At 48.1% G+C, this 22,469-nt stretch carries 23 protein-coding genes; 11 read left to right on the plus strand and 12 right to left on the minus strand.

What is annotated here, in order from left to right:
* The first annotated feature begins 32 nt into the window (after positions 1 to 32).
* On the plus strand, positions 33 to 1,253 hold the full coding sequence (locus tag EL173_RS14450; protein ID WP_005690639.1) for an argininosuccinate synthase: 1,221 nt from the start codon (positions 33 to 35) through the stop codon (positions 1,251 to 1,253).
* Positions 1,246 to 2,649 carry an argininosuccinate lyase gene (gene argH / locus EL173_RS14455; protein WP_005690638.1) on the plus strand — a complete coding sequence of 468 codons (1,404 nt, stop codon included), beginning with the start codon at positions 1,246 to 1,248 and terminating at the stop codon, positions 2,647 to 2,649. The genes EL173_RS14450 and argH overlap by 8 nt, the downstream gene beginning before the upstream one ends.
* 130 nt (positions 2,650 to 2,779) lie before the next feature.
* Here argH and EL173_RS14460 read toward each other — a convergent pair whose 3' ends face one another.
* From EL173_RS14460 to EL173_RS14475, 4 genes are all read right to left on the minus strand, one after another.
* The gene (locus tag EL173_RS14460; RefSeq protein WP_005690636.1) at positions 2,780 to 3,880 is read right to left on the minus strand and encodes a DUF871 domain-containing protein; all 1,101 of its coding nucleotides are present in this window, start codon (positions 3,878 to 3,880) and stop codon (positions 2,780 to 2,782) included.
* Between the two features lie 17 nt (positions 3,881 to 3,897).
* Positions 3,898 to 4,317 carry a DUF3284 domain-containing protein gene (locus tag EL173_RS14465; RefSeq protein ID WP_005685016.1) on the minus strand — a complete coding sequence of 140 codons (420 nt, stop codon included), beginning with the start codon at positions 4,315 to 4,317 and terminating at the stop codon, positions 3,898 to 3,900.
* A gap of 39 nt (positions 4,318 to 4,356) precedes the next feature.
* Entirely contained in the window at positions 4,357 to 5,718 is a 1,362-nt protein-coding gene (locus EL173_RS14470; RefSeq protein ID WP_005690633.1) for a PTS sugar transporter subunit IIC, read from the minus strand.
* 90 nt (positions 5,719 to 5,808) lie between these two features.
* Positions 5,809 to 6,519, minus strand: a complete 711-nt coding sequence (locus EL173_RS14475; RefSeq protein ID WP_005685019.1) for a GntR family transcriptional regulator — start codon at positions 6,517 to 6,519, stop codon at positions 5,809 to 5,811.
* 214 nt (positions 6,520 to 6,733) lie between these two features.
* On the opposite strand from EL173_RS14475, the gene EL173_RS14480 reads away from it, so the two are divergent.
* Positions 6,734 to 7,063, plus strand: a complete 330-nt coding sequence (locus EL173_RS14480) for a PTS sugar transporter subunit IIB (RefSeq protein WP_005712085.1) — start codon at positions 6,734 to 6,736, stop codon at positions 7,061 to 7,063.
* Complete coding sequence (locus tag EL173_RS14485) at positions 7,063 to 7,392, plus strand: PTS lactose/cellobiose transporter subunit IIA (protein WP_005685021.1); 330 nt, start codon at positions 7,063 to 7,065, stop codon at positions 7,390 to 7,392. The genes EL173_RS14480 and EL173_RS14485 overlap by 1 nt, the downstream gene beginning before the upstream one ends.
* A gap of 126 nt (positions 7,393 to 7,518) precedes the next feature.
* Here the strand turns inward: EL173_RS14485 and EL173_RS14490 are convergent, their stop codons facing one another.
* Positions 7,519 to 8,070, minus strand: a complete 552-nt coding sequence (locus EL173_RS14490) for a GNAT family N-acetyltransferase (protein WP_005690628.1) — start codon at positions 8,068 to 8,070, stop codon at positions 7,519 to 7,521.
* 543 nt (positions 8,071 to 8,613) lie between these two features.
* On the opposite strand from EL173_RS14490, the gene EL173_RS14500 reads away from it, so the two are divergent.
* From EL173_RS14500 to EL173_RS14525, 6 genes are all read left to right on the plus strand, one after another.
* On the plus strand, positions 8,614 to 9,078 hold the full coding sequence (locus EL173_RS14500) for an NUDIX hydrolase (protein ID WP_014571712.1): 465 nt from the start codon (positions 8,614 to 8,616) through the stop codon (positions 9,076 to 9,078).
* Positions 9,078 to 9,596 (plus strand): kinase, encoded by a 519-nt coding sequence (locus EL173_RS14505; RefSeq protein ID WP_005690624.1) that lies wholly within the window; start codon positions 9,078 to 9,080, stop codon positions 9,594 to 9,596. The genes EL173_RS14500 and EL173_RS14505 overlap by 1 nt, the downstream gene beginning before the upstream one ends.
* A gap of 256 nt (positions 9,597 to 9,852) precedes the next feature.
* Entirely contained in the window at positions 9,853 to 10,476 is a 624-nt protein-coding gene (locus EL173_RS14510) for a hydrolase (protein WP_005690622.1), read from the plus strand.
* A 155-nt stretch (positions 10,477 to 10,631) separates the two neighbouring features.
* Positions 10,632 to 12,053: an MFS transporter gene (locus EL173_RS14515; RefSeq protein WP_005690620.1), complete on the plus strand. Its 1,422-nt coding sequence runs from the start codon at positions 10,632 to 10,634 to the stop codon at positions 12,051 to 12,053.
* Positions 12,054 to 12,145: 92 nt separating this feature from the next.
* A complete protein-coding gene (locus tag EL173_RS14520) occupies positions 12,146 to 13,336 on the plus strand; it encodes an MFS transporter (RefSeq protein WP_019728352.1) in 1,191 nt (396 codons plus the stop codon).
* Positions 13,337 to 13,400: 64 nt separating this feature from the next.
* The gene (locus EL173_RS14525; RefSeq protein ID WP_005712070.1) at positions 13,401 to 14,330 is read left to right on the plus strand and encodes an aldo/keto reductase; all 930 of its coding nucleotides are present in this window, start codon (positions 13,401 to 13,403) and stop codon (positions 14,328 to 14,330) included.
* A gap of 115 nt (positions 14,331 to 14,445) precedes the next feature.
* On the opposite strand, the gene EL173_RS14530 is transcribed toward EL173_RS14525, so the two are convergent.
* The 5 genes from EL173_RS14530 to EL173_RS14550 all read right to left on the minus strand — a co-directional run bounded on the left by EL173_RS14530 (position 14,446) and on the right by EL173_RS14550 (position 19,385).
* Positions 14,446 to 14,811 carry a DUF956 family protein gene (locus EL173_RS14530; RefSeq protein WP_005685032.1) on the minus strand — a complete coding sequence of 122 codons (366 nt, stop codon included), beginning with the start codon at positions 14,809 to 14,811 and terminating at the stop codon, positions 14,446 to 14,448.
* A gap of 323 nt (positions 14,812 to 15,134) precedes the next feature.
* Positions 15,135 to 16,046, minus strand: a complete 912-nt coding sequence (locus EL173_RS14535) for a PTS system mannose/fructose/sorbose family transporter subunit IID (protein ID WP_005685034.1) — start codon at positions 16,044 to 16,046, stop codon at positions 15,135 to 15,137.
* 17 nt (positions 16,047 to 16,063) lie between these two features.
* Entirely contained in the window at positions 16,064 to 16,876 is an 813-nt protein-coding gene (locus EL173_RS14540; protein ID WP_005685035.1) for a PTS mannose/fructose/sorbose transporter subunit IIC, read from the minus strand.
* 25 nt (positions 16,877 to 16,901) lie between these two features.
* Positions 16,902 to 17,879: a mannose/fructose/sorbose PTS transporter subunit IIA gene (locus EL173_RS14545; protein ID WP_005685036.1), complete on the minus strand. Its 978-nt coding sequence runs from the start codon at positions 17,877 to 17,879 to the stop codon at positions 16,902 to 16,904.
* A gap of 234 nt (positions 17,880 to 18,113) precedes the next feature.
* A complete protein-coding gene (locus EL173_RS14550) occupies positions 18,114 to 19,385 on the minus strand; it encodes an MFS transporter (RefSeq protein ID WP_019728549.1) in 1,272 nt (423 codons plus the stop codon).
* A gap of 90 nt (positions 19,386 to 19,475) precedes the next feature.
* Between EL173_RS14550 and EL173_RS14555 the strand changes: the two genes are divergently transcribed.
* Entirely contained in the window at positions 19,476 to 20,495 is a 1,020-nt protein-coding gene (locus EL173_RS14555) for an Rgg/GadR/MutR family transcriptional regulator (RefSeq protein WP_005690612.1), read from the plus strand.
* Positions 20,496 to 20,671: 176 nt separating this feature from the next.
* Here the strand turns inward: EL173_RS14555 and EL173_RS14560 are convergent, their stop codons facing one another.
* Positions 20,672 to 21,520, minus strand: a complete 849-nt coding sequence (locus tag EL173_RS14560; protein ID WP_005690610.1) for a helix-turn-helix domain-containing protein — start codon at positions 21,518 to 21,520, stop codon at positions 20,672 to 20,674.
* Complete coding sequence (locus EL173_RS14565; protein ID WP_005690608.1) at positions 21,517 to 22,392, minus strand: helix-turn-helix domain-containing protein; 876 nt, start codon at positions 22,390 to 22,392, stop codon at positions 21,517 to 21,519. Before EL173_RS14565 ends, EL173_RS14560 begins: the two co-directional genes overlap by 4 nt.
* Positions 22,393 to 22,469: the final 77 nt, after the last annotated feature.

Genomic DNA, 22,469 nt, shown 5'->3' on the forward strand with positions numbered 1-22,469 from the left:
CGCTCACATTTATTAAAGGAGGATATATTTTCATGACAGAAAAAATTGTACTAGCTTACTCAGGTGGTCTTGATACATCCGTTGCGATTCCTTGGCTCATGGACAAGGGTTATGAAGTGATTGCGGTCGTCTTGAATGTCGGTCAACCGGATGCGGATTTTGACGCGATTCAACAAAAAGCACTTAAAGTCGGTGCCATTGATTCGATTGTCGTTGACGCCCAAGACGAGTTCGCCGATCACTATGTTGCGCCGGTCATCAAGGCCAATGCGTTATACGAAGGCGACTATCCGTTAGTATCAGCGTTGTCACGCCCATTAATCATCGAGCATCTGGTTAAAATCGCCCACGCCCAAAATGCCACCGCAATTGCGCACGGTTCGACGGGTAAAGGCAACGATCAGGTTCGCTTTGAAGCCGCAATTCACGCCTTGGATCCCGAAATGAAAATCGAAGCACCGATTCGTGATTTTCACTGGTCACGAGAAGAAGAAATTGATTACGCCAAAGAACATCATGTGCCAGTCCCAATCGGCAAAAAGTCACCGTACTCAATCGACGCCAATCTCTGGGGCCGTGCTAACGAAGCCGGAATTCTCGAAAATCCTTGGAATCAGGCGCCGGATGACGCATGGGGGATGACCGTTGCCCCTGAAGCAGCGCCGGACAAGCCGACTTTTCTTGATCTGACCTTTCAACAAGGGGTTCCAGTAGCATTAAATGGCAACCCCATGCCGCTGGCTGCCATGATCAAACAGCTTAATCAAATCGCCGGTGCAAATGGCATTGGTCGGATTGATAAAATCGAAAATCGTCTCGTTGGCATTAAATCGCGTGAAGTCTACGAAGCACCGGCTGCAGCAGTCCTCATGACGGCGCACCACGATCTGGAAAACCTCACGCTCGAACGCGATGTCCAACACTTCAAGCCAACCATTGAGAATAAATTGACGAATATGATTTACGAAGCCCAATGGATCTCACCTTTATTCGATGCTTTGATGGCTTTCATCGATAAAACCCAAGCCGTCGTCAACGGTACCGTCAAGATGAAGCTTTACAAAGGCAGTGCCGTCCCAGTCGCGCGTCAGTCCACTCACAACTCACTTTACGATGAAGACCTGGCAACCTACACCAGTGCCGATTCCTTTGATCAGGAAGCGGCCGCGGGCTTCATCAAGCTTTGGACGCTGCCGACCACTGTCTTTGAGCAAGTCAACCATGTTCACTCCGAGGAAAAGCAACATGACTGATAAGCTATGGGGCGGCCGGTTCACCGAAAAAGCCGCGCACTGGGTTGATGCATTCGGCGCATCCATCGGTTTTGATCAACAAATGGCCAAAGAGGATCTTGAAGGATCGCTAGCCCATGTCAAAATGCTAGGCAAAACCGGCATCATCCCGCAAGCCGACGCCGACACGATCACCGCTGGCTTACATCACCTGAAAAAAGAACTGGCAGCAGGCAAATTGCATTTTACCGTTGAAAATGAAGATATTCATCTCAACATGGAAGCCTTACTGACAGCCGAAATCGGGCCAGTCGCCGGCAAGCTGCACACGGCTCGTTCCCGCAATGATCAGGTAGCGACCGACCTCCATCTATGGCTCAAACATCGCCTACCTGCTATTAAAGAGGCCTTGACGAACCTGCAAACCGTTCTCGTTGGTCAGGCAAAAGCCCACGCCGCCACGATCATGCCTGGTTACACCCACATGCAGCACGCCCAGCCAATCACCTATGGCCATTATTTGTTGGCGTATTTCGAAATGTTCCAGCGCGACTGGGAACGTTTCGACTTTACCCAAAAGCACACCGACATCTTGCCATTAGGCGCGGCTGCACTGGCTGGCACGACTTTCCCGATTGATCGCGAACTGGTGGCCCAAGAATTAGGCTTCGATCAGCTGTATCACAACAGTCTGGACGCCGTATCAGATCGCGACTTTGCACTGGAATTTCTCAGTAACAGTGCGATTTTGATGCAGCATTTAAGTCGCATGGCCGAAGAATTGATTTTGTGGTCAACATTTGAGTTTAATTACATCGAACTCGGTGATGACTTTTCCACTGGCAGCTCGATTATGCCTCAAAAGAAAAACCCGGATTTTGCCGAGCTGATTCGGGGCAAAACCGGGCGCGTGTATGGTGCGCTGATGGGGCTGCTCACCACCATGAAGGCCATTCCGCTGGCGTACAACAAGGATATGCAAGAGGATAAGGAACCGATTTTTGATGCTTATAACACGATCCTTGGCTCCTTGCATATTTTCACCGGCATGCTTAGTGATCTCACGGTGCATGAACAGCGCATGGCCGCCGCCACAACGCATGACTTCAGCAATGCAACCGAGCTGGCAGACTACTTGGCAACAAAGGGCGTTCCTTTCCGCCAAGCCCACGCAATTGTCGGCGAGCTGGTACTAAAAGGCATCAAAACCGGCACGGCGCTTCAGGAAATGCCATTAAGCGAACTTCAGGAAGCCGCACCGCAAATCCAAGCAGACGTTTACGCAGAACTCACCTCAAAAGCAGCGGTCAATCGCCGTACCTCCCTTGGCGGCACAGCGGTTAGCAACGTTTTGAAAGAAGTTACCCGCGATGAGAAAATCATTGCCGATCATGAAAACGCGGCACCTTCCATGTAAGTAAAGCAACGATATTTGAAGTTGTGCATCACGACAAAATAAAATCGGTCTTAGAGTGGCAAGACGCTCTAAGACCGATTTTGCTTTCCTTACGACATTTGAATCAACAAGGACACAACGACTTCAATCATTATCTTGTGCGTTTTTGCAAACTAAACGTTGACCACGGTTTGATTAGCGTTAACAGATCTGCGTCATCAGCCGCAACATGGCCAATTAAATTCCGCTGGCCATCATCGCTAAATGGTGTCAAAACGATTTGGAACTCGCCTTTATAGCGGCCATACGCATCGTTGACGACCACAATATCGCCGCGTTTGAAGGGTTGGCCATGGTCGTGGGCGGGAATACTGGCCGTGCTATACGTGATACGAGGCTGGGTATCCCGCAGTAAATACGCCGATGCATCCCCACGATATAAATGCGGCGCGGCAAATGCTATTTTTTCTTCAAGCGGCGTGATACTTGCCAACATTTCGGCATGCAAGATCGGGTATGGCGCCAGAAAAGTATCGGCAACGGCTTTAAGTTCCGCTTCAGTCGCAAAAGCATTACCGATGATCACATCATCAATCAAGCCGGTCAGACACAAATGCGTTGTTTGACTGGCAATGTTGCGATGGCGATCAGACTCCATTGTCGGCAACCCATCATGCAGCGGCCAAGGCCCGATTTTACCGCTGGATGACGACACAAATGCGGCGGTATGCAATCCATACTCTCGGTACTGCTGGGAGTATTCGGTAAAGATAGCCTCACTCAGACCTGTGAACGCCTGCGGATAGAAGTTATGACAGCCGATTAGGTTATCGCGGTTAGGGTCATAAGCCATGATGCTTGCAAGATAATTGGTTCCATGGCTCATATTCAATTCGATTTTTAAGCCATATGGATTGCGGGTCATCCGCGCTTCTTCTGCGCCGGTGAAGCCTTCATCCAGTCGCAGTCCCCAAACATGAAGCGTTTCAAAAAAACTCAGATCGTCATAGCTAATCTTCAGCTCCTTGAACAACGCCGGATTAATATCAACGATCGTCTTAAACCCAAGCTGATTGGCATAATCGATTGTCTGGCGAAACTTAGCCAACAGATCTTCACCATCTTCTCCCAGCAGTTGCAAGAGTGAGGTGAAAATGCGGGTGTAACCATACCGATGTGCCAGATCAAGATAGGCTTTGTTCTCCTCGAAACTGCTTTGATCCGGATAAAGCGAGATACCTAATCGTTTCATTTCACAAGAATCCCTTCTTAGTTAAAATACTGTGCTGCCATTTGCCGTGACATCTTCTTAAAGCGATGTTTGCGTTGCCAGTTTAATAAAAACCCGGCCGTGCGATTATTAGCTTTGCCTTTTGCGGTTTTGCCTTCAATGATTTCAGTGTAATCCAGCTGCATCTGCTGATCACCGAGATCGCGTAATTGATAATCCACATGATAATGATCGCGGTCAGTGTCTAGTTCATACGCGTAACGCTGATTGGCAATGGCATGCGTAATCGTCAGCTTCCCCGTCATGCCATTCGCCCACTTCTTCTGGTACGTGAACCCATCAAGACTGCCCACCAGAACTTCTCGCCCAGTGTGCGCCTTGATGTCCGCCTGAGCCGAGCGAATCAGTTGCCCATACATGAACGCCGCCGGAACCTTGAGTGTCATCTGAATTTTCAACTGAAAACCGCCTTTCTAAAACAATTTTTCCTATAACCGTTAATCAGCAAGCTGGGCTGGTTTAATTCGATTGGCCGCCTTAACAAATGGTACATAGATTAAGAAGCCGATGATCATATTCACCGCCTGTAACACAGCTGCTCGCCAGTCCATGGTTGCAACTAAAGCATTTAAAAATGGCGGCATCGACCATACAATCTGATTCTTGATCGGTGAAACCAAGCCACTCACTACCGCGCCATAAGCAATGGAAACCATCACTACCGGCGCCAAAATAAACGGAATGAAGTAAATGGGATCAAGCACAATCGGCATCCCAAACATAACCGGTTCATTGACATTGAAGAACCCTGGCGCAATCGACAGCTTTGCAACTGCACGCTGATCATCGCGCTTTGAGAACATCAGAATCGCAATCAGCAGCAGCAAAGTTGAGCCGGCGCCACCAATCCACGCATATAAGTCAAATGAATTGCGAGTCCACAGATACGGCAGTGCTTGGCCTTTGTGAAAGGCATTGATATTCGCCAACTGCGCCGTTAACCAAATACTATCAAGCACCGGTCCTAATACATTGGTCCCGTGGATGCCGAAGAACCAGAAGACTTGAACCAAAATCGTCATAATCAGCACGGAACCATAACCTTGACTCAAACTTAACAAAGGTTCTTGTAAAACTTTAGCGATAAATTCAATCACGGTCGTACCAAATTGAGTAAACAGATAGTTGATAATACCCACGCCGTACAAGGCAACCGCCGCCGGTACAATCCCGGTAAACGCATTAGCAACAGCCGGTGGAACCGAATCCGGCATTTTAATGGTGATATGTTTCTTCATCAACCAGATGTAAATAGTTGCGGCAATCGCGCCCATCAGCATAACGGTGAAGAAACCATACGCCCCGAAGAACTTGCCAAAGTTGAAGAATCCCCACATGCTGACATCTTTACCGGAAACAACCGTTCCGGCATCGGTCAATGTTTTTACGGCACCTTTTGCCAGCCCGGCCTTCAACGTCATGGTGAAGTTTTGCGGCAAGCTCATAATGAAGGTGCCCAAGGTGACGATTCCTGCCGTCACAGGTTCAACCTTGTACTGCACCGCGAGCTGATAGCCAAACGTGAATGAGAAGATTAAACCAAGAATAGCTAAGGTTCCGGTCCAGACAACAGCGTTAATGCCGATAAGCCACTGCATTGAGTTAACGAAACCGGTCCAGCCAAATTGAGTCGGAATATCCCGAATCAAAGCGTTCAGCACGGTGGAAACCGCCCCTGCCATCATGGCTGGCATGATCGCAATAAAAGCATCACGTAAGGCCACCAGCCACCGGATTGATCCGATACGCGCTGCGATTGGGACAACATGTTTATTGAGCCAATTGATAAGTCCGTTCATCTTGTACACTCTCCTTGAGTTTTAAGCACGCCGGCCGCTTCTTGGCACACCAGCGCATAATGATTTCATTTGAACCAACTTCGGTTTTAACTACCGGTTCAAATCGATATTGGTCGTATGGTAGTACAACGTTAGACCCGGATAAACAAAATAAGTTCGGGAAAAGTTGAAGACTTTGCCACTAGCTAGATAGTTGATCCCGTCTAAGCACAGGTGATCAGTCTGTGCCGACATCGCCATCAACTCGGCATACTCGGCTGGTAATGGTCGCGATTGGATATAATTTTCCGTTGTGCTTCCAACCATGGCATAGGTGTTACGCAAATAGGTGAAGATCGAACCCGCCGCAATCTCAGCTGAAAGATGTGGCACAATTGCTTGCGGAAAATACGATTCTTCCAAGTCGTACAACTGCCCTTTTAAATAGCGCAACCGCACGACTTGATAGACCATATCGCCGCGGCTGACATTTCCTCGTTGCGCCAAGGCTGCTGTCGCTGGGATAAGCGCAAACTTAACCACTTTGGAAGTCAGCGGTCCGCCTTTCACCATGGCTGTCTGATCAAAGCCTATCGACATATTGAGGACAGCATCGGATTGAGCCGAATGATCAATGACATAGTACCCGCTACCTTGAACCCGGCGAACCAACCCATGGGCAAATACCACATCCAGTGCCTTCCGAATCGTATTGCGGCTGGCTTGATAACGATCCATCAACACCTGTTCAGTCGGTAGCTTAACCGGATACTGACCAGCCAGAATATCTTGAATGAGTTGTTCGGCAATATCGTGATACATCAAAGTCCTCCTCCAAACTTAAAGTGTTCATTTATTTTCAAACCTATCAGCCACGGGCAGTTGCCATTGCGCGCTAACGGCATGATCCGCAGCCTGACAAGTTAATGAGCACGGTACAATGTTCTGAAAGCGCTTGTAAAATTTGTACCTACGAATTATAATAGCACATGAAACGGAAAACGATTACATTTTTTTAAAAAAGGAGCCGATTTTTATGGCAGAAAAAAAGATCATGTTAGTTTGTGCAGCTGGTATGTCAACCAGTATGTTAGTAACGCGGATGCAAAAGGCCGCCGAAAAAGATGGACTTTCGGTTCATATTTTTGCTACAGCTGCCTCTGATGCAGACAACAAGCTTGAAAGCGAAAAACCAGATGTCTTAATGTTGGGCCCGCAAGTCCGTTATCTTGAAAGTCAGTTCAAACGCGACCTCGATATTCCGGTTAGTGTCATCAACATGCAGGACTACGGATTGATGAACGGTGAAAAAGTGTTAAAAGCTTCACTTAAAGCCATTGATGACAGCAAAGGAGCAGAAGCCTAATGCCAGAAGACGACCAAAATCTTGAAACCGTTATGGGCTTGATCATGAATGGCGGCAATGCCAAAAGTTCAGCCTTTGAAGCCATTCACGCTGCTAAGGCCGGTGATTTCAAGCTGGCTGACGATAAACTAAAAGAATCGGATCATTTCCTCACCGAAGCGCATAACGTCCAGACCGGCATGCTCACGGCTGAAGCGCAAGGTGACCACGCCAAAGTCACCCTGCTCATGGTTCACAGTCAGGATCATTTAATGAATGCCATTACCTTCCGCGACCTAGCCGGAGAAATTGTCGCACTGTACAAACGGTTAGCCGAAAAAGAGGCCTGACAACACACCGTAGTCACCTGCAAAGGCTTATTTGTTGTGTCTAATTTCCGATATATCGATACCTCCAGAAATTCAAAGCAAGCAAAAAGACGACTCGCTTGAAGTCGCCTCTTTGCTTGCTTTATTTTACTTTGATTGACGCTGTGCTTGCCATTCCTCACGTAAGATGCCGTACTTCACGGAATCCCAATACCGATCCTGATAGTAGCGAACCTGCCGCACGCGGGCTTCTTGTTTCATTCCTACAGACTTGGCAAGGCCGATCATGCGTTCGTTGCCGGACCAAGTTGTGATCCCCAGATGTGGCAAATCAATGAGTCCGAAAATACGATCAATCCACTGATCTAATGCCTGCTTGCCAATACCTTTACTCCAATAAGTTTCATCGTAAATCACAATGCCTAAATCCAGCCACCGTTGCAAGTCGCCATCTTCGTAGTGCGCAGATACATCCCCAACCAGAATGCCATCGACCCAAATACCATTGACAAAAGGATTCGCCACCCATTGGTACCCTGTTTGATTAGCCTGATTCTCCTGCATCTCTTCCAGTGTCGGAACTTTATCGTTAAAGTAAGGTCCATTCCATTTGTGCCATTCTGCATCGGGATCGGAAAAGGCAACTTTCCACAACGTTTCAAGATCCTCGGTTTGAAAATGTTTTAGCGTTACTGTCATGCCTCAGCACTCCTCTTTTATGTTTGTTAACAACATACCACAATTATTGCCCGGGAAATAATCCAAGTTGTATCTATGTTAATCTAAATTTTAGTATGACACTTATTTGGTGCTGGTGTTAGACCATATTTAACCTGTAGGCTGGTTGGCGTATGCTGTAGCTAGGTTTGGTGATTTGTGTTTTGGGTGCTGCAGGTGGTGCTCGCTCACCGGCGCAGAAACCTGCGTGTAAGGACCTTAAGCGCAATGGCCAAAACCCGGTTGTCACGCTTAAGGCCGCTCATGTTCCGGTTTATGCCCATAACGCGCTCACCGGCGCAGAAACCTGCACATAAGGACCTTGGTCGTAATGGCCAAAACCGGGCAGCTCGCTTATGCCCGCTTATGTTCTGGTTTACGCCCATAACGCGCTCACCGGCGCAGAAACCTGCACATAAGGACCTTGGTCGTAATGGCCAAAACCGGGCCATTACGACCAAGGCCACTTATGCTCCGGTTTCTAACCGCGTCGGTTCGCGCTTACTTTTTTTAGGAGGTTTTCCCTTGGCAGATTATATTAAACAGATTCGTGCAAAAGTTGGCCATACGCCACTGATTATGGCTGGGGTTATTGGTATTTTGACTGACGAAGCGGGACGGGTTTTGTTTCAGCAACGTAGCGATTTTAAAGGTCAATGGGGTCTTATCAGTGGCACCATTGAGTATGGTGAAACGCCGGCACAGACCATGATTCGTGAGTTTAAAGAAGAAACGAACTTAACGGTCAAGGTTGTTTCTTTGCTCGGGGTTGATGGTGACCTCACCCTTACTTATCCCAATGGCGATGTTGCGCAATGGCTTTGTCCGGTGTTTCTCGTGAAACAATTAGGCGGCGAGCTTAGTGCCGATAACGACGAAACTGAACAGTTGCAATACTTTGCGCCAAGCGAGGCACCGCGGCTTTTTAATCAGCAGCATCGTGCCGCATTGGCCCATTTTATTGCTGGCGAAACGGGGTACTTCGATTGATGAAACAACTTATTATCCTCCGAGGTAATTCAGGTAGTGGAAAAACAACCACCGCAAAGGCCTTACGTAAGCATTTGACTAACTCGCTGCTAATTTCTCAAGATGTTGTTCGTCGCGACATGTTAGCCGAGAAGGATAAGCCCAATAGTCCTAACATTGAATTGATTGATCTGATTGCCCGTTTTGGGTTTTCTCATCAACAAATCGTGATTGTTGAGGGTATCTTAAGTGCGGCTCGCTATGGCCAAATGCTTAAAGCGCTCATGAACACTGCCGATCAAAGTCTGGTTTACTACTTTGATCTATCGTTTGACGAAACTCTCCGACGCCACGCCCACCGCCCGAAAGCAGCCGCTTTTGGCGCAGAGGCTATGCATCGGTGGTTTCGACCGCATGACTATCTGGGTGTCCCCAATGAGCACTTGATTCAGGCTGATCAATCACAAGACACTGTCGTCAGTCGAATACTGGCCGATCTTAACAAGCGAAACTCTGATCAAGCGCGCTATTCCGACTGAAACCTTAGCCCACTTCGGAATTTTGGTTTAAAGACGTTGTATAACCTCCTCAGGGCAAAATATTACTGCTTTCGTCTGTTTCGGACTAGAATGATGGCGTAATGATGTTCTTGGTAAGTATTGGCATTCATGAGACTGCGTTAACTGGTACGGCAGCTAGCAAGTAAGGACCGAACAGCATATTGGGCTGAGGGTTTAAATCGCCTACCTGTTGGCTGTCGTTTTCGCAGTTGACGCCCACTAAGGAGTGTTTTTCATGACAAGTTATCCACGTCGCGATCCCGTGACAGATCAGCTGTTAACCCCGGAAAATTCTGCTTTGATTTTAATTGATTACCAACCGACCCAAGTTGAGTCGATTGGCTCGATGAATCACCATACGCTCATTCAAAATGTGGTGATGACGGCCAAGTTGGCTCAAGTCTACAAAGTGCCGATCATCCTTTCAACTGTTAACGTCAAAAGCGGTCGGAATAAGGACACGATTCCTGATCTGAAAAAAGTCCTTGGTGATCTGCCGAGTATTGATCGAACATCGATTAATGCGTGGCAGGATCAGGACTTTGTTGAAGCAGTCAAAGCAACGGGCCGCAAGAATCTGGTTATGGCAGCTTTATGGACCGAAGCCTGTCTGACTTTTCCAACCCTTGATGCTTTAGCAGAAGGCTTCCATGTCTTTCCTGTTGTTGATGCAGTCGGTGGCACATCAACGATTGCGCACGAAACTGCATTGCGCCGCATCGAACAAGCCGGTGCCCAGTTGACCACGAATGCCCAGTTAGCTTGCGAGTGGCAGCGTGACTGGAATCGAACCGAGACCGTCCCGGACTTTGTTAAATTGATGCTTGAATCAGGCGACTTCATCAATCTGGGCGCTTAGTTTAAGGTGCTACAAGGATTTGCAGGTTGAATCGGTCTTAGAGACGAAATATGTCTCTAAGGCCGATTTCTCTTTTCGCATACGCCTTGTTCTAACCAGATCAGTCAAAATATCGTTCCCACATAAATAATGGGTGGGTCGCGGAGGTATTTCATATGCAACATCTTACAACCACGTCTAAACGCTGGTGGTTACTGATTGCGCTGGGCTTTTTTGCGTTTATGACGAATCTTGACGGTTCAATCGTTAACATTGCAATCCCGCTGATGGCCAAGAACCTTCATGTCTCCGCTAGCCGGATGGAATGGACTGTGTCGTTATATCTGATTGTTTTAAGTGCCTTGCTGCTGCCTTTTGGTAAACTCGGGGATCGCATTGGTAAACGCCGGATTTTCAAATGGGGCACAGGGACTTTTGTGCTTGGCTCTTTAATGGCAGGGATTAATCTGGGTTTTAACTTTTTGATGTTGGGCCGCATGGTGCAGGCGCTGGGTGGGGCGATGACGTTAGCGAACACTTATGGCATCGTGACTTCCACCTTTGCTTTGGCGGAACGCGGTCGGGCAATGGGCGTCGTGAGCACCTTTGTCGCACTGGGGGGGGTTGCCGGGCCTAGTCTTGGCGGACTTATTCTGGCACACTTTAGCTGGCCGATGATTTTTCTGATTAATGTGCCCATTGGTTTGATCGCGCTAGGCATCTCCTTGTGGTCAATGGACAATGGTCGGCCCCAACCCGGCGCTTATGACGGCGTCGGCATGGTGTTGCAAGCAACCGCCATTGCCAGCGGGTTCTGGGGACTTAACTTAGCGCAACAAAGCGGTTTTGGTGATCCCCTCGTTCTTGCCACGTTAGCGTTGGCGGTTATCAGCTTAATGGCATTTCTTGGCTTTGAGCGTCATCAGTCAGCCCCGCTACTACCCATGAGTATCTTTCGCGTCCGCATCTTTACACTCGGCGTTTTGACTGTTTTCTTCATCTTCATGGTTCAGTTCTTTAGTACCGTCTTGATGCCGTTTTACCTTGAAGACGCGCGCAGGCTCACACCGGGTGCGGCTGGGGCGCTGTTGTCGCTGTACCCGTTGATGATGGTCTTCTTTGCTCCATTAGGCGGATGGCTGGCGGACAAATGGCAGGTTCCTGCTGTCGCGCTATTAGGTAGTCTACTCATTGCAATCGGCAGTCTGCTGGGTGCCACGCTCAAACTCAACGCCCCGTTAACTATCTATATCATCAGCACGCTTTTGATCGGCATCGGAAGCGGCTTGTTTCAATCCCCCATTGGCGACGTGGTCATGTCGGTGGTGCCAAAAGCGCAACTTGGCATTGCCGGCAGTTTTAACGCCTTAGCCCGCAATCTCGGCATGGTAAGCGGCACCGCGGTAGCAACCACGGTCTTATTTGGCACCATGAGTCACTTGGCAGCGCGCCGGGTCACGACCTATCCCACCAACCACCCGGAATTTTTCATGGTCGGCTTACAGATTGCGATGCTCGTTGCGGCCGGATTAGCGCTCCTTGGTGCCATTGCCATCGCGCTCACCATCAAACCTTGGCAGGCGCACAAGAAGAACTGACGAACCGTCTTCACCCCGGCATCTTTTCCCCTTCACTGAAAAAAGTGATAGCATAAAATCACTGGGCACATTTTTGAGGAGGAAAAAGACGCATGGAAAAGAACCATTCAACAACTTTGCTCACATGGGGCATACTTTTGGTGGGTGCGAATCTGCGCCTGCCGATTACCATGATCCCGCCGCTGCTACCCACCATTGAACGCACTTTGGGGTTACCGGCTTCGATGGCTGGCATGTTGACCACCATTCCGCTGTTGATGTTCGCATTAGCATCGCCACTCATCGCCAAAATGGGAAATCGGCGCGGTAATGAGTGGAGCTTGCTTATTGCGCTCATTATTTTATTACTTGGCAGCTTACTGCGGATCATCCCTAGTCTCATCGCCTTAGTGATCGGTACGCTGCTCATCGGCTTTGGCATTTCAGGCGGCAATGTCTTGCTGCCGGCGATCATCAAAGATCAGTTCCCGCAGTCGATTGGCGCCAAAACCAGCCTCTACACCGTTACCATGGGGCTAGTCGCATCGCTGGGAACCGGACTGGCAGGACTGTTGAACCAACAATTTCATATGAAGTTCACCATGGCTGCCTTCTCCTTAGTTGGCGTGGCCGGCTTAGTGGTCTGGGCCCTTGCCTTTCGTCGCCTGGCACCGATAAAAAATCAGGCCGCGACCGGTCGGCGAAATGTGCGCGTGTCCCGTTCGCTATTAGCCTGGTGGATTGCTTTATTTTTCGGCTTACAAAGTTTTCTCTATTACTCATTACTGACATGGCTTCCTAGTCTTTGGCATGCGGCTGGTTTTTCGCAACTGGCTGCGGGCAACCTGGCAACAATTTTTCAGTTGAGCGGCATGCCGGCAACCCTGTCGATTCCGTTTATCGCAGAGCGGCGTCATGGCATGGCCTATAGCGTTTGGGGAATTATGCTCGGTTTTGTATTAGGGGCTTTGGGCGTGCTCATCCCGGGGGCCAACTTCGGGTTGAATGTGGTCTTCTCCTTACTAATGGGCGTGGCTTCCGGGGCGGCTTTTGCGATCTGTATCGTCTTCTTCCAGAAGAAAACCGCCGATGCGTACGAAACAGCCAGTCTATCCGGCTTTGCGCAAAGTCTCGGTTATCTCTTTGCTGCAGTTGGCCCTGTGCTTTATGGTTTTATTCAAACAACCACCGGCTCATGGAATCTGTTATTATGGATCACAGTAGGGTTGACCCTATTCATGTTTGGTGCCGGACTTATCATTAACGCCAAACACAGTATTTTCGCCCCCAGTGATCATCGGTAGCGCTTGCACGATTAATGCGTATTCCTTAAACTGACATTGAATGACAACAAGAGGAGGCCACAAAATGGCAATCACAACAACAATTGGAAAAAGTCATGTCGTCACCGGCAAACTTGGTTTAGGCACCAATAAAGTTGGCGGCCACAACCTTTTTCCGAATCTACATGATGAAGACGGACTTGCGGTTGTGAAAACGGCGCTGGATCATGGTATTGAGATGCTCGATACGGCTTATATGTACGGTCTTGGCCAATCCGAAACGTTAATCGGTCAGGCCATCCAAGGCTATGACCGCGCAAAAATTATTTTGGCAACCAAAGCCGCGCAAGATCCCCATCAAGATTTAAAACCGAATAACGATCCTAAGTTCTTAACGCAGGCAATTGACGACGCCTTGTTGCGCCTTAAAACCGACTATCTCGATATCTTCTACATTCATTTTCCGGATGACAAAACCGATAAGGCGGAGGCGGTCAATGCAGTTGCCAATGCGCGTAAGGCCGGGAAAGTTCGCGCTATCGGGGTTTCCAACTTCTCACTTGATCAAATTAAAGAAGCCAACCAAGACGATCAAGTTGATGTCGTGGAAGATCATTACAGCCTTGTCCACCGCGATGCCGAAACGACGCTTTTCCCTTATCTAAAAGAGCATCAGATCAGCTTTGTCCCATACTTCCCCCTTGCCTCGGGCTTGTTAACCGGTAAATATGGGCCTGATGATGCTGACAAATTCAAGAAGCGCTTTTCTGCCGATGAATTCAAAGAAATTTTAGCCGCACTTCGCGAAGTTGACGGCATTGCGGATGCACACCAAGCAACAATTGCGCAGATTATGCTCGCTTGGTACATGAAGAACCCCGACATTGCCGTTGTCATCCCCGGTGCCCGCCTGCCAGAACAAGCCGCTAGTAATGCTAAAGCGCTCGATGTCGATCTACGGGATGCAGAATACGAATCGATCAATGAGTTGTTCAAAAACTTCAAAACAAAGTAACCGACGCTTGCTGATTTCCAGCAGTGAAAATAAACCGCTCCATAAAAAACAGCTCACAGCCTTCAAAAAAGAAGTCCTGTGAGCTGTTTTTTGTCTTATACGCCTGGGATCGTTGCTACTTCTTGCGTGTAAAGGCGCGCTTTACGACTTGCCAGAAAGTTAACGACTTAACAATTCGCTCGGCGGGAATGTGCACCCGAATGGCACGTAAAACCCGCTTAGGATCTTTCGCTGCAAACGTATACGTCCCATTCTTTTTGGTTTTAATGGCAAAGCGCGGGATCCACTTACCTTTGAAGATGACGGAAGCAATGACCCAGTCCACTTCATTCCACGGAATCTGATAGAAGTCACGTACGTTTTTTTCATTGAAAAATTCGAATCCTTTATCACCGATCATGATCTTGCCATAGGCCGGCATTCCCATAAAGGCCGTACCTTCAATCACTAACTCGGATTTGGTGTTGATTGATTGAACCATTTTTTGCCATCCTTTTAAACTGAAGTTGACTGTGCTTGCTGATGTGCCTTGCTTGTTGGGTTTATTGGTTTTGGAGAGACTTTCGCCAAAATGCGTTTGTGGCGAAGTTTAAACTTACCCTCCAAAACGCGTTCGCAGTCGCAGTCGCAGCAATCTACGTGTAAGGACCTCAAGTCTAAATGGCCAAAGCCCAGCCATTTAGACTTGAGGCCACTTACACTCCGATTGCTAAACGCTCCTGCTCACGCTCTCCATTATAAAACAAAAGCCCAGACTTTGTGTCTGAGCTTTTGAAGTCTTGGTTCGACTTTTGGTGGTTGATCTTACATCAAGCCGATGACGTGGAAGACAACCCCGACGACGAACAGACCAAGAATGATAATGATTGGAGAAACTTTCTTCTTCAGCAACCACATGCAGAACAAGGTAAGCAGTAAGCCCATCAAACCTGGAATTAAGCTATCCAAGTTATCCTGTAAGGTCGTAACCTTGTTTTTAGTCAGTGACAAGCCTTGAGATTGTAATTCTAAAGCCTTTTGAACTCCAGCTTTTCCGCTTGGTAATGAACTCCAGTCAATGTAAGCACCTTTTTGGTTTGGAACATTTGAAACAACCGGGGTGAACTTGACGGATACCCAGCGGTTAACCAGTGATCCTAGGATAAACATACCAAGGATTGTGGCACCCTTCGTAACTTCACCAAGCAAGCCACCTGACAAGTCTTCAGTAATCTTACTACCTGCTTTATAGCCAAATTCCTGCGTGTACCATAGGAAGGCCATACGAATCGCATTCCATAAAACAAAGTACAAAATTGGCCCTAAGAGATTGCCGGCCATCGCCATGGATGCGGCTAACGCACCGATAATTGGCTTAACCGTGAACCAGAACACTGGATCGCCGACACCAGCCAGCGGACCCATCATCCCGACTTTGACACCCTGAATGGCTTTATCGTCAATTGGGGCACCATTAGCACGTTCTTCTTCCAGTGCCATCGTAACACCCAGAATCGGTGAAGCCAGATATGGGTGGGTGTTAAAGAATTCCAAGTGCCGCTTCAAAGCAGCGGAACGATCTTCCTTAGTATGATACAAACGCTTCAGTGCTGGAATTAAGGTATAAGCCCAGCCACCATTTTGCATACGTTCGTAGTTCCAAGAACCTTGAAGGAAGGTTGACCGCCACCAAACCTTAATTCGGTCGCCTTTTGTGATATGAACTTCTTCAGCCATGTTTGTCAACCTCCTTTTCAATAATTATCAATAATGTCGCCGACAGGATCACCGGCACCACTATTCGAACCGCCATTACCTGAGCCGCCGCCTTGCTTGGACAATGCCAAGTAAATCAGTGCCAGTGAAATACCGATAGCACCAAGGCCGATCAGGGTAATTTCTTTAACTGTTGCCAGCACAAACCCAATCGCAAAGAATGGCCATACTTCACGAGTCGCCATCATGTTAATAACCATAGCGTACCCGACAGCAACAACCATGCCCCCGCCAATGCCAAGACCAGTCGTTAACCAATCAGGCATCTGTTCAAGCAATGCCCGCACTGGGCCGGCACCAACAGCAAGAATTAAGCCTGCAGGAATCGCAATCCGCAAGCCCTGCATGCAGATCGCGACCCATTGCCAGAAATCAATTTTACCGAAACTACCTTCTTCAGCAGCACGGTCCATGATATGAACGATCGCAGTTGCCAAGGTACGTACTAAGGTGGTCAGCAACAAACCGGCAACCGCCAGCGGAACCGCAATCGCAATCGCTGAACTAACACCTTTAGTACCCTGACCGCCAAGAACTAGAATAATAGCTGATGCAACTGAGGCCAATGCAGCATCTGGTGCAACGGCCGCGCCAATGTTAGCCCAGCCTAAAGCGATCATTTGTAATTGGCCACCCAGTACCAAACATGGGGCCAGATTGCCGGTCACAAGTCCGATCAACGTGCACGCAATAACTGGCTGATGGAAGTGGAATTCATCCAAAATACCTTCCATACCAGCAAGGAATGACACGATGAGGACCAGAATGATTTGAATAAAATTCAAAGTCATGAGTCTTCTTCCTCCGTTTCAAAAATTACTTCTGCGCATTCAGTTCGTCTTGTGCTTTCTTCAAAATTGCATTCATGTCATCCGGATGATCAGATGGCACCTTGCGAACGTCAAACTTCACACCATCATCAGCCAGCTTATGGAAGGTATCGATATCCTTCTGATCAAATGCTAGCACTTTGTTAGGTTGAACTTTACCCACTGAATGTGACATTGAACCAATGTTGAGTTCCTTGATTGGAACGCCGCCTTCGATTGCGCGAAGGGCGTCTTCCGGTGTTTCAAATAATAGCAATGCGCGCTGGCCGCCAAAGTGTTTATCATCTTTGGCCAGCTTAATCATCTGATCAATTGGCACAACATGCGCCTTAACGCCAGACGGAGCTGCTTCCTTAATCAGGTTCTTCCGCAGTTCGTCTTTGGCAACTGAATCAGAAACAACGATAATCCGTGTTGGGTTCGTTGTCTTGGTCCAGGTCGTTGCAACCTGACCATGCAGCAAACGTGAATCAACCCGCGCCAAAACGTATTGGAATGAACCCGGTTGACCAGCATTAGCCGTACTTGGTGCAGCAGCCTGAGCAGCTGGTTTCTTCACTTTATCCAGTGCTTCCGGCTTGATCTTGATTCCGTCACGTCCGGCATCGAGCAAATGCGCAGCGATGTCTTGTGCAGAATCCATCGAAAGTCGCGAGCCATATGCTTCAATCAACATCGGCAAGTTAAGCCCGGTCACAATCGCCCATTTATCCTTGTGCTCCTCGTAAATCGAGTTTGCCTGGTTAAACGGTGATCCGCCCCATAGATCGATTAAAAACAATACTTCGTCATCTGGGTCGAACTTAGCGATCGCGTCTTCGAGATGCTTGTGCAAGTCATCTGGTCCTTCATCGGGCATGAAGGTCACAGCTTCGACTTTTTCTTGCTCACCGAAGATCATTTGACCGGATTGCTTGATGCCAGCAGCGAATTGGCCGTGACTAGCAAGAATGATTCCGACCATTTTTACGCCTCCTAAAAATTTGTGGTTGCCTCGAAAATAATATCTGCTAAAAACAAAAATAATTTAAAAAACAAGGCTTCCCAATAGCTTAGTATGACGTCCCGGGCACAGCTATGCAAGCATTTTCACTCAAAAACAAACCTAAAAAAGAAGCGTATACATTGCAAGTACGCTTCAAAAAAGATTTTTTTAAAATCGGTCTAATTGGTAGATACCAATTATCGCAAAGGTTCCCTAGGCCTTAGAGGGATCGCTTTCAAAATCGGTAAATATCGGATCGGCAATGCGGTTACCCATCACCAAAAGTGCTAAACACTGTATAAGTGATAACCCTGCCATGACCATCCAGCTAACTGCGGCGCTCACGACATTGGCAATTGTGAAGAATACCACTTGTCCCACTGGCATCCCGAGTAGCGCGACGAGATTAATGACCCCGGCTGTCGTCCCCATCTGCCGCTCCGGAACGAGTCGCATCATCACTGTTGAAAGCCGTGGATTGATTTTGCCCATAAGATAGGCGGTTGCAAAACTAAAGATCATCGCTGCCCAAAGTGACCGCAGAAGAAAGAAGCTGCAACTTAAACCGATCATGGCCGCCATCAACAACCCTAACAGCTTAAAGGTGCTCAGCCGCTGCAGGCCGTCTTTTGCAAATAGCGCCCCCAGAATCAGTCCCACTGAAAAGATAATGTTCATGATCGCAACAGTTGTCCCGAAATTGCGCAGCCACATCATCGGTTGTTGAACCAGCGTGACTGACATCAAACCGTCAACGGATGAGCCCAGTGTGTTAACCAGCATCGCAAAGATAATCACTGCCAACAAGAAGTGATTCGTTGTCAGAAATCGGATCACGTTGCGGATGTTTTTAAAAATCGGTTGATGAACGTGGGTTGCAACAGGCGGTTCGGCTTGCTTGAGTCGTTTATTTTGCCGGATCAAGACAACCGCTGCCAGTAAAAAAGTCACGGCATTGATGGCCCCAAACAGTGCATAGTTGTGATCCAGCAGAACAATCAGACTGGCGCCCACTGCCTGAAAGACCATTTGCACGGTCGTCCCTGTTGCACTCTGAAAACTAATCGCCGTATTCAGTTCCTTAGCCGGAATCAAGCGGTGCAAGATTGGCAAGGTTAAACCGTTACCATATTGCCCCAACGTATCGGATATGATGTTGATGGCAAGTAACCCTAAGAATAACGGTAGGCTTGCAGGCAACACGATCATCCCGGCCAGACCACAGAAAAGCAACATCTGCCCGATCCGCGCGGCTACCATATGGCGGGTTTTGGCTTGCGTCCGATCAGCGAGACTGCCGGTGATCATTGACAGCATCGTCGGCAAACTTGTCGCCATGGCGGCTAAGGTAACCGCCAAACTTTTGAATGGCATTGTAGCGGCGTAGATAATGAAAACGATATTGTATAGGCTATCACCAATGCCACTTAATAGACTGGCGTTTAAGATGGCCCGATAGCCATGATTGTTCATGTATTCATGCATGACGACCACACTCCTTTTTGTACTGCGTGATGAACTTGTTTGTACTTTGAGTGTAGGCGGCTTAGAATAACATCGAGGTGAAATTCCACTATGGTAGAAAAAATCGATCCAACTGATGGCGCCGTTTTTCGCCAATTGCGTCTTAATCACCACCAAACCTTGGCACAAGTAGCAGACGATCAGAATTCCATTGCGTTTATTAGTAAATTTGAACAAGGCAAATCCAATATCAGCTTTTCCCGGCTCAGTCACCTGCTCTTCCGTATCAATATGTCAGTGGAAGAGTTTCTTTTCATTCGCGATCTTCAAGCCGGAATTGTCCCGCCGCTCAAGGATTCGGAGTTCACGTACAACACGTTAATTCATCGCGATTTTGAAGCGGTACTTGCTTTTCAGGATCGCTTTAGCTCTGAAGAACCAACATTGGCCGACTATCGCTATTTACTTAAGCAAGAGAAAATCTGGCAGCAACGTTACGCTCAGGATCACAATCGCCAAACCCAGTTCGAATTTATCACCATTCGAATTTTTCGCTTGACCATGATTGATCGGGTTAAGCCGCCTGAACAGCCATCGCCATTTACAAATGTTGAAGATGCGATGGCCCAGTTGCAAGCGCTTGCCAAACCCGTGGTCAGCTACTTGTACACGGTTGAAGTCTGGAATTACTTTGAACTGTATTGGTTTCGTCATCTGATGGTCGCTTTGCCTAGTAAGACGATCCATAATCTTTTACCGCTGGCGATCAAGCGCTCCGAAAAATATCGCGCGTTCAATCAAATCGGAACTTTGCGTGTCAAAACCCTCTTTTCAGCCTTTACGGTCTTCATCAATGCCCGCCAGCTGCCGGATGCCAAAAAAGCACTTACCACTGCAGAACGGCTTTTGTATGACGCCAATGATCTAGCCAATTCAGCACTGCTTTTATTCCTTCGTGGCTGGTATCAAGCCGTCGCCGGCCAAACAGCTGCCGGTTTTGAATTGTGCCAGCAAGCCATTAGTTTGGAACACATTTTGGATCAACCGCGGCAGGAACGATGGTTGCGTTATTTATTAAAATTTATTCATCAAAACATTGCAGATCCTGAAAGTAGCGCACTTTTTCTGTGAGCAGTGGTTAACACCCAAAAGCCCCGTTTTCTTGACAACGTTTCACGTGGAACACAATATCACACCAAAAAGGACGCACTCGCCATCCTCTCGGCAGTACGTCCTTTTCAACTGTAAACACTCACTTTGATACTGACACGTCACGCTTGATCTAAACACTGTTTCATAACGCAGCTTTAAGCATCCTTGCCACAGCGTTTTGCTTCTGCCAGTGCTTCCAGCGCCGGCAGCCAGGATGAGGTCCATTCCGGCGTTGCAATCTTCTGCAGCATGGCAATTAACGCGTCAAGTTCCTGTTGGCCGCGCATCGAAACTCGGCGATCAGGGGCATCAATCATCAATAAGCGTTTGGTGCACGCAATCTGAAATTCAACCCCTAAATCACCAACCGTTGCCTGTCTAATGAAGGCCAGTGTCTGTTGTGCTTCTTTTCGCCGTCCCGCGTCAATATAACGCAGCATTGCGGTCAAAAAAGTCCGGTTAGCCAGATTCAAGTGATCTTGCGGGGTATTCGGGCTTTGCACCTGAACCGAAAATGCATGCGTCAACTGCGCTAAATCACTTAAAGGAACCACCGCAGCTAGCTGCAGAGCAATCAAGCGTAATAACAATGACCAGGCCGCCGTTTTTAACAATAACGTCTTTGCCTGCATTTGTTCACGAGCCAGAATCGAAAATCGCTCCGGTGCCAGGTTGTGCAGAGTCAGGTGCAAAAGCAGCCGCTGATTCGTGTTCGCTAATGGCAATTGCCGCAAGATTCCGGCCAGCGTCTGCACATCCCCGTGTCGAACAGCTACTAAATAACGGTGTAAAAACGGCCGCTTATTATCGGACTGTGGCTGGGTAAAGGTATCCCAATCCAAGTTCAAGCGATCCAGCAACAGGAAAAACCGATCAGCGGCCAACTGAGACGTGTCATTTTCAAATTTTGACAGACTTGACACCGATAAAATATCGCCAGCGGCCTCTTTTAGCGTAAGTTTACGTTCCTTTCGCATCAACTTAAACTGTTTGCCAATTGTCAATTCGAACGCACCTCCTCTTCAAGAAACCGCTGCCAACTTTTGGTCAACAATTGCGCAAAAAAAGGCGAATCTAATAACGCCAATGTCGTCAACAACTTTTCGATCTCGGCTTTGGCTGCCCGATGCTGACCACGATGATACATCAGCAGTTGATGCTGGTAACTCAGCATCAACCGCGAATAAAGATCGTCCGGCGGTATTGCCAAGTTCATCGCAATATGCCACAGACGGGTCGCATCCGCAAACTCACGGCGATGAATCAACAAGGCAATACTATTCGTCAAAATAGCCCACAAATACTGATCCCGCACCGGATGACTTTTAGTATCAGGCAAGTCCAAAACCATTCCGGTCACCAAATTAACCAACTGCTCACTGTCATAAAGCATCAAGGTAGCCGCAAAAAGATCCAGTTCATACAAGCCCCAATGCCGAATCCGCTTTAAATACTTGATCACATCATGCTTCATCTTCGTGGTGGTCTGAAAGCTCGGATCGGAAAATTCATTATGGGCCAAAATATTGATCTGATTCAGGCGATAAAAGATAAATCCCGTTTGCCGCCAAAGCTGGTACTGTTTCTGCGCCAACGCCTGCAGTGCCGACTTGCCGGCCACCGTTGCCCGTTCCACTTCTTGAAAAAAGTTCTCCTGATTGAGCGCCCGATACCCTTGCTGAATCGAGGCCACGTCTTGGTCAAATCGAGTCAACAGTTTCAAAACCACAGCGGCACTAAGCTGTGTCTCGCCGCGTTCAAACCGTGACAAAGTAGCGGCCGTTGTGATCCCAGCCGCTATTTCTTCTAATGAATCATTTTCCTCGAGACGCAAAGTACGTAAATAGGCCCCGATTTTGATAGCTTCCTCCGTCATCAGCACCCGACCCTTTTATGAGAACTTTATTAAACAAATTTAACACGTTTTGCCATTTTTTCAAAATATCTTTTTGC

It is taken from the genome of Lacticaseibacillus rhamnosus (assembly GCF_900636965.1).
Classification (GTDB): Bacteria; Bacillota; Bacilli; order Lactobacillales; family Lactobacillaceae; genus Lacticaseibacillus; species Lacticaseibacillus rhamnosus.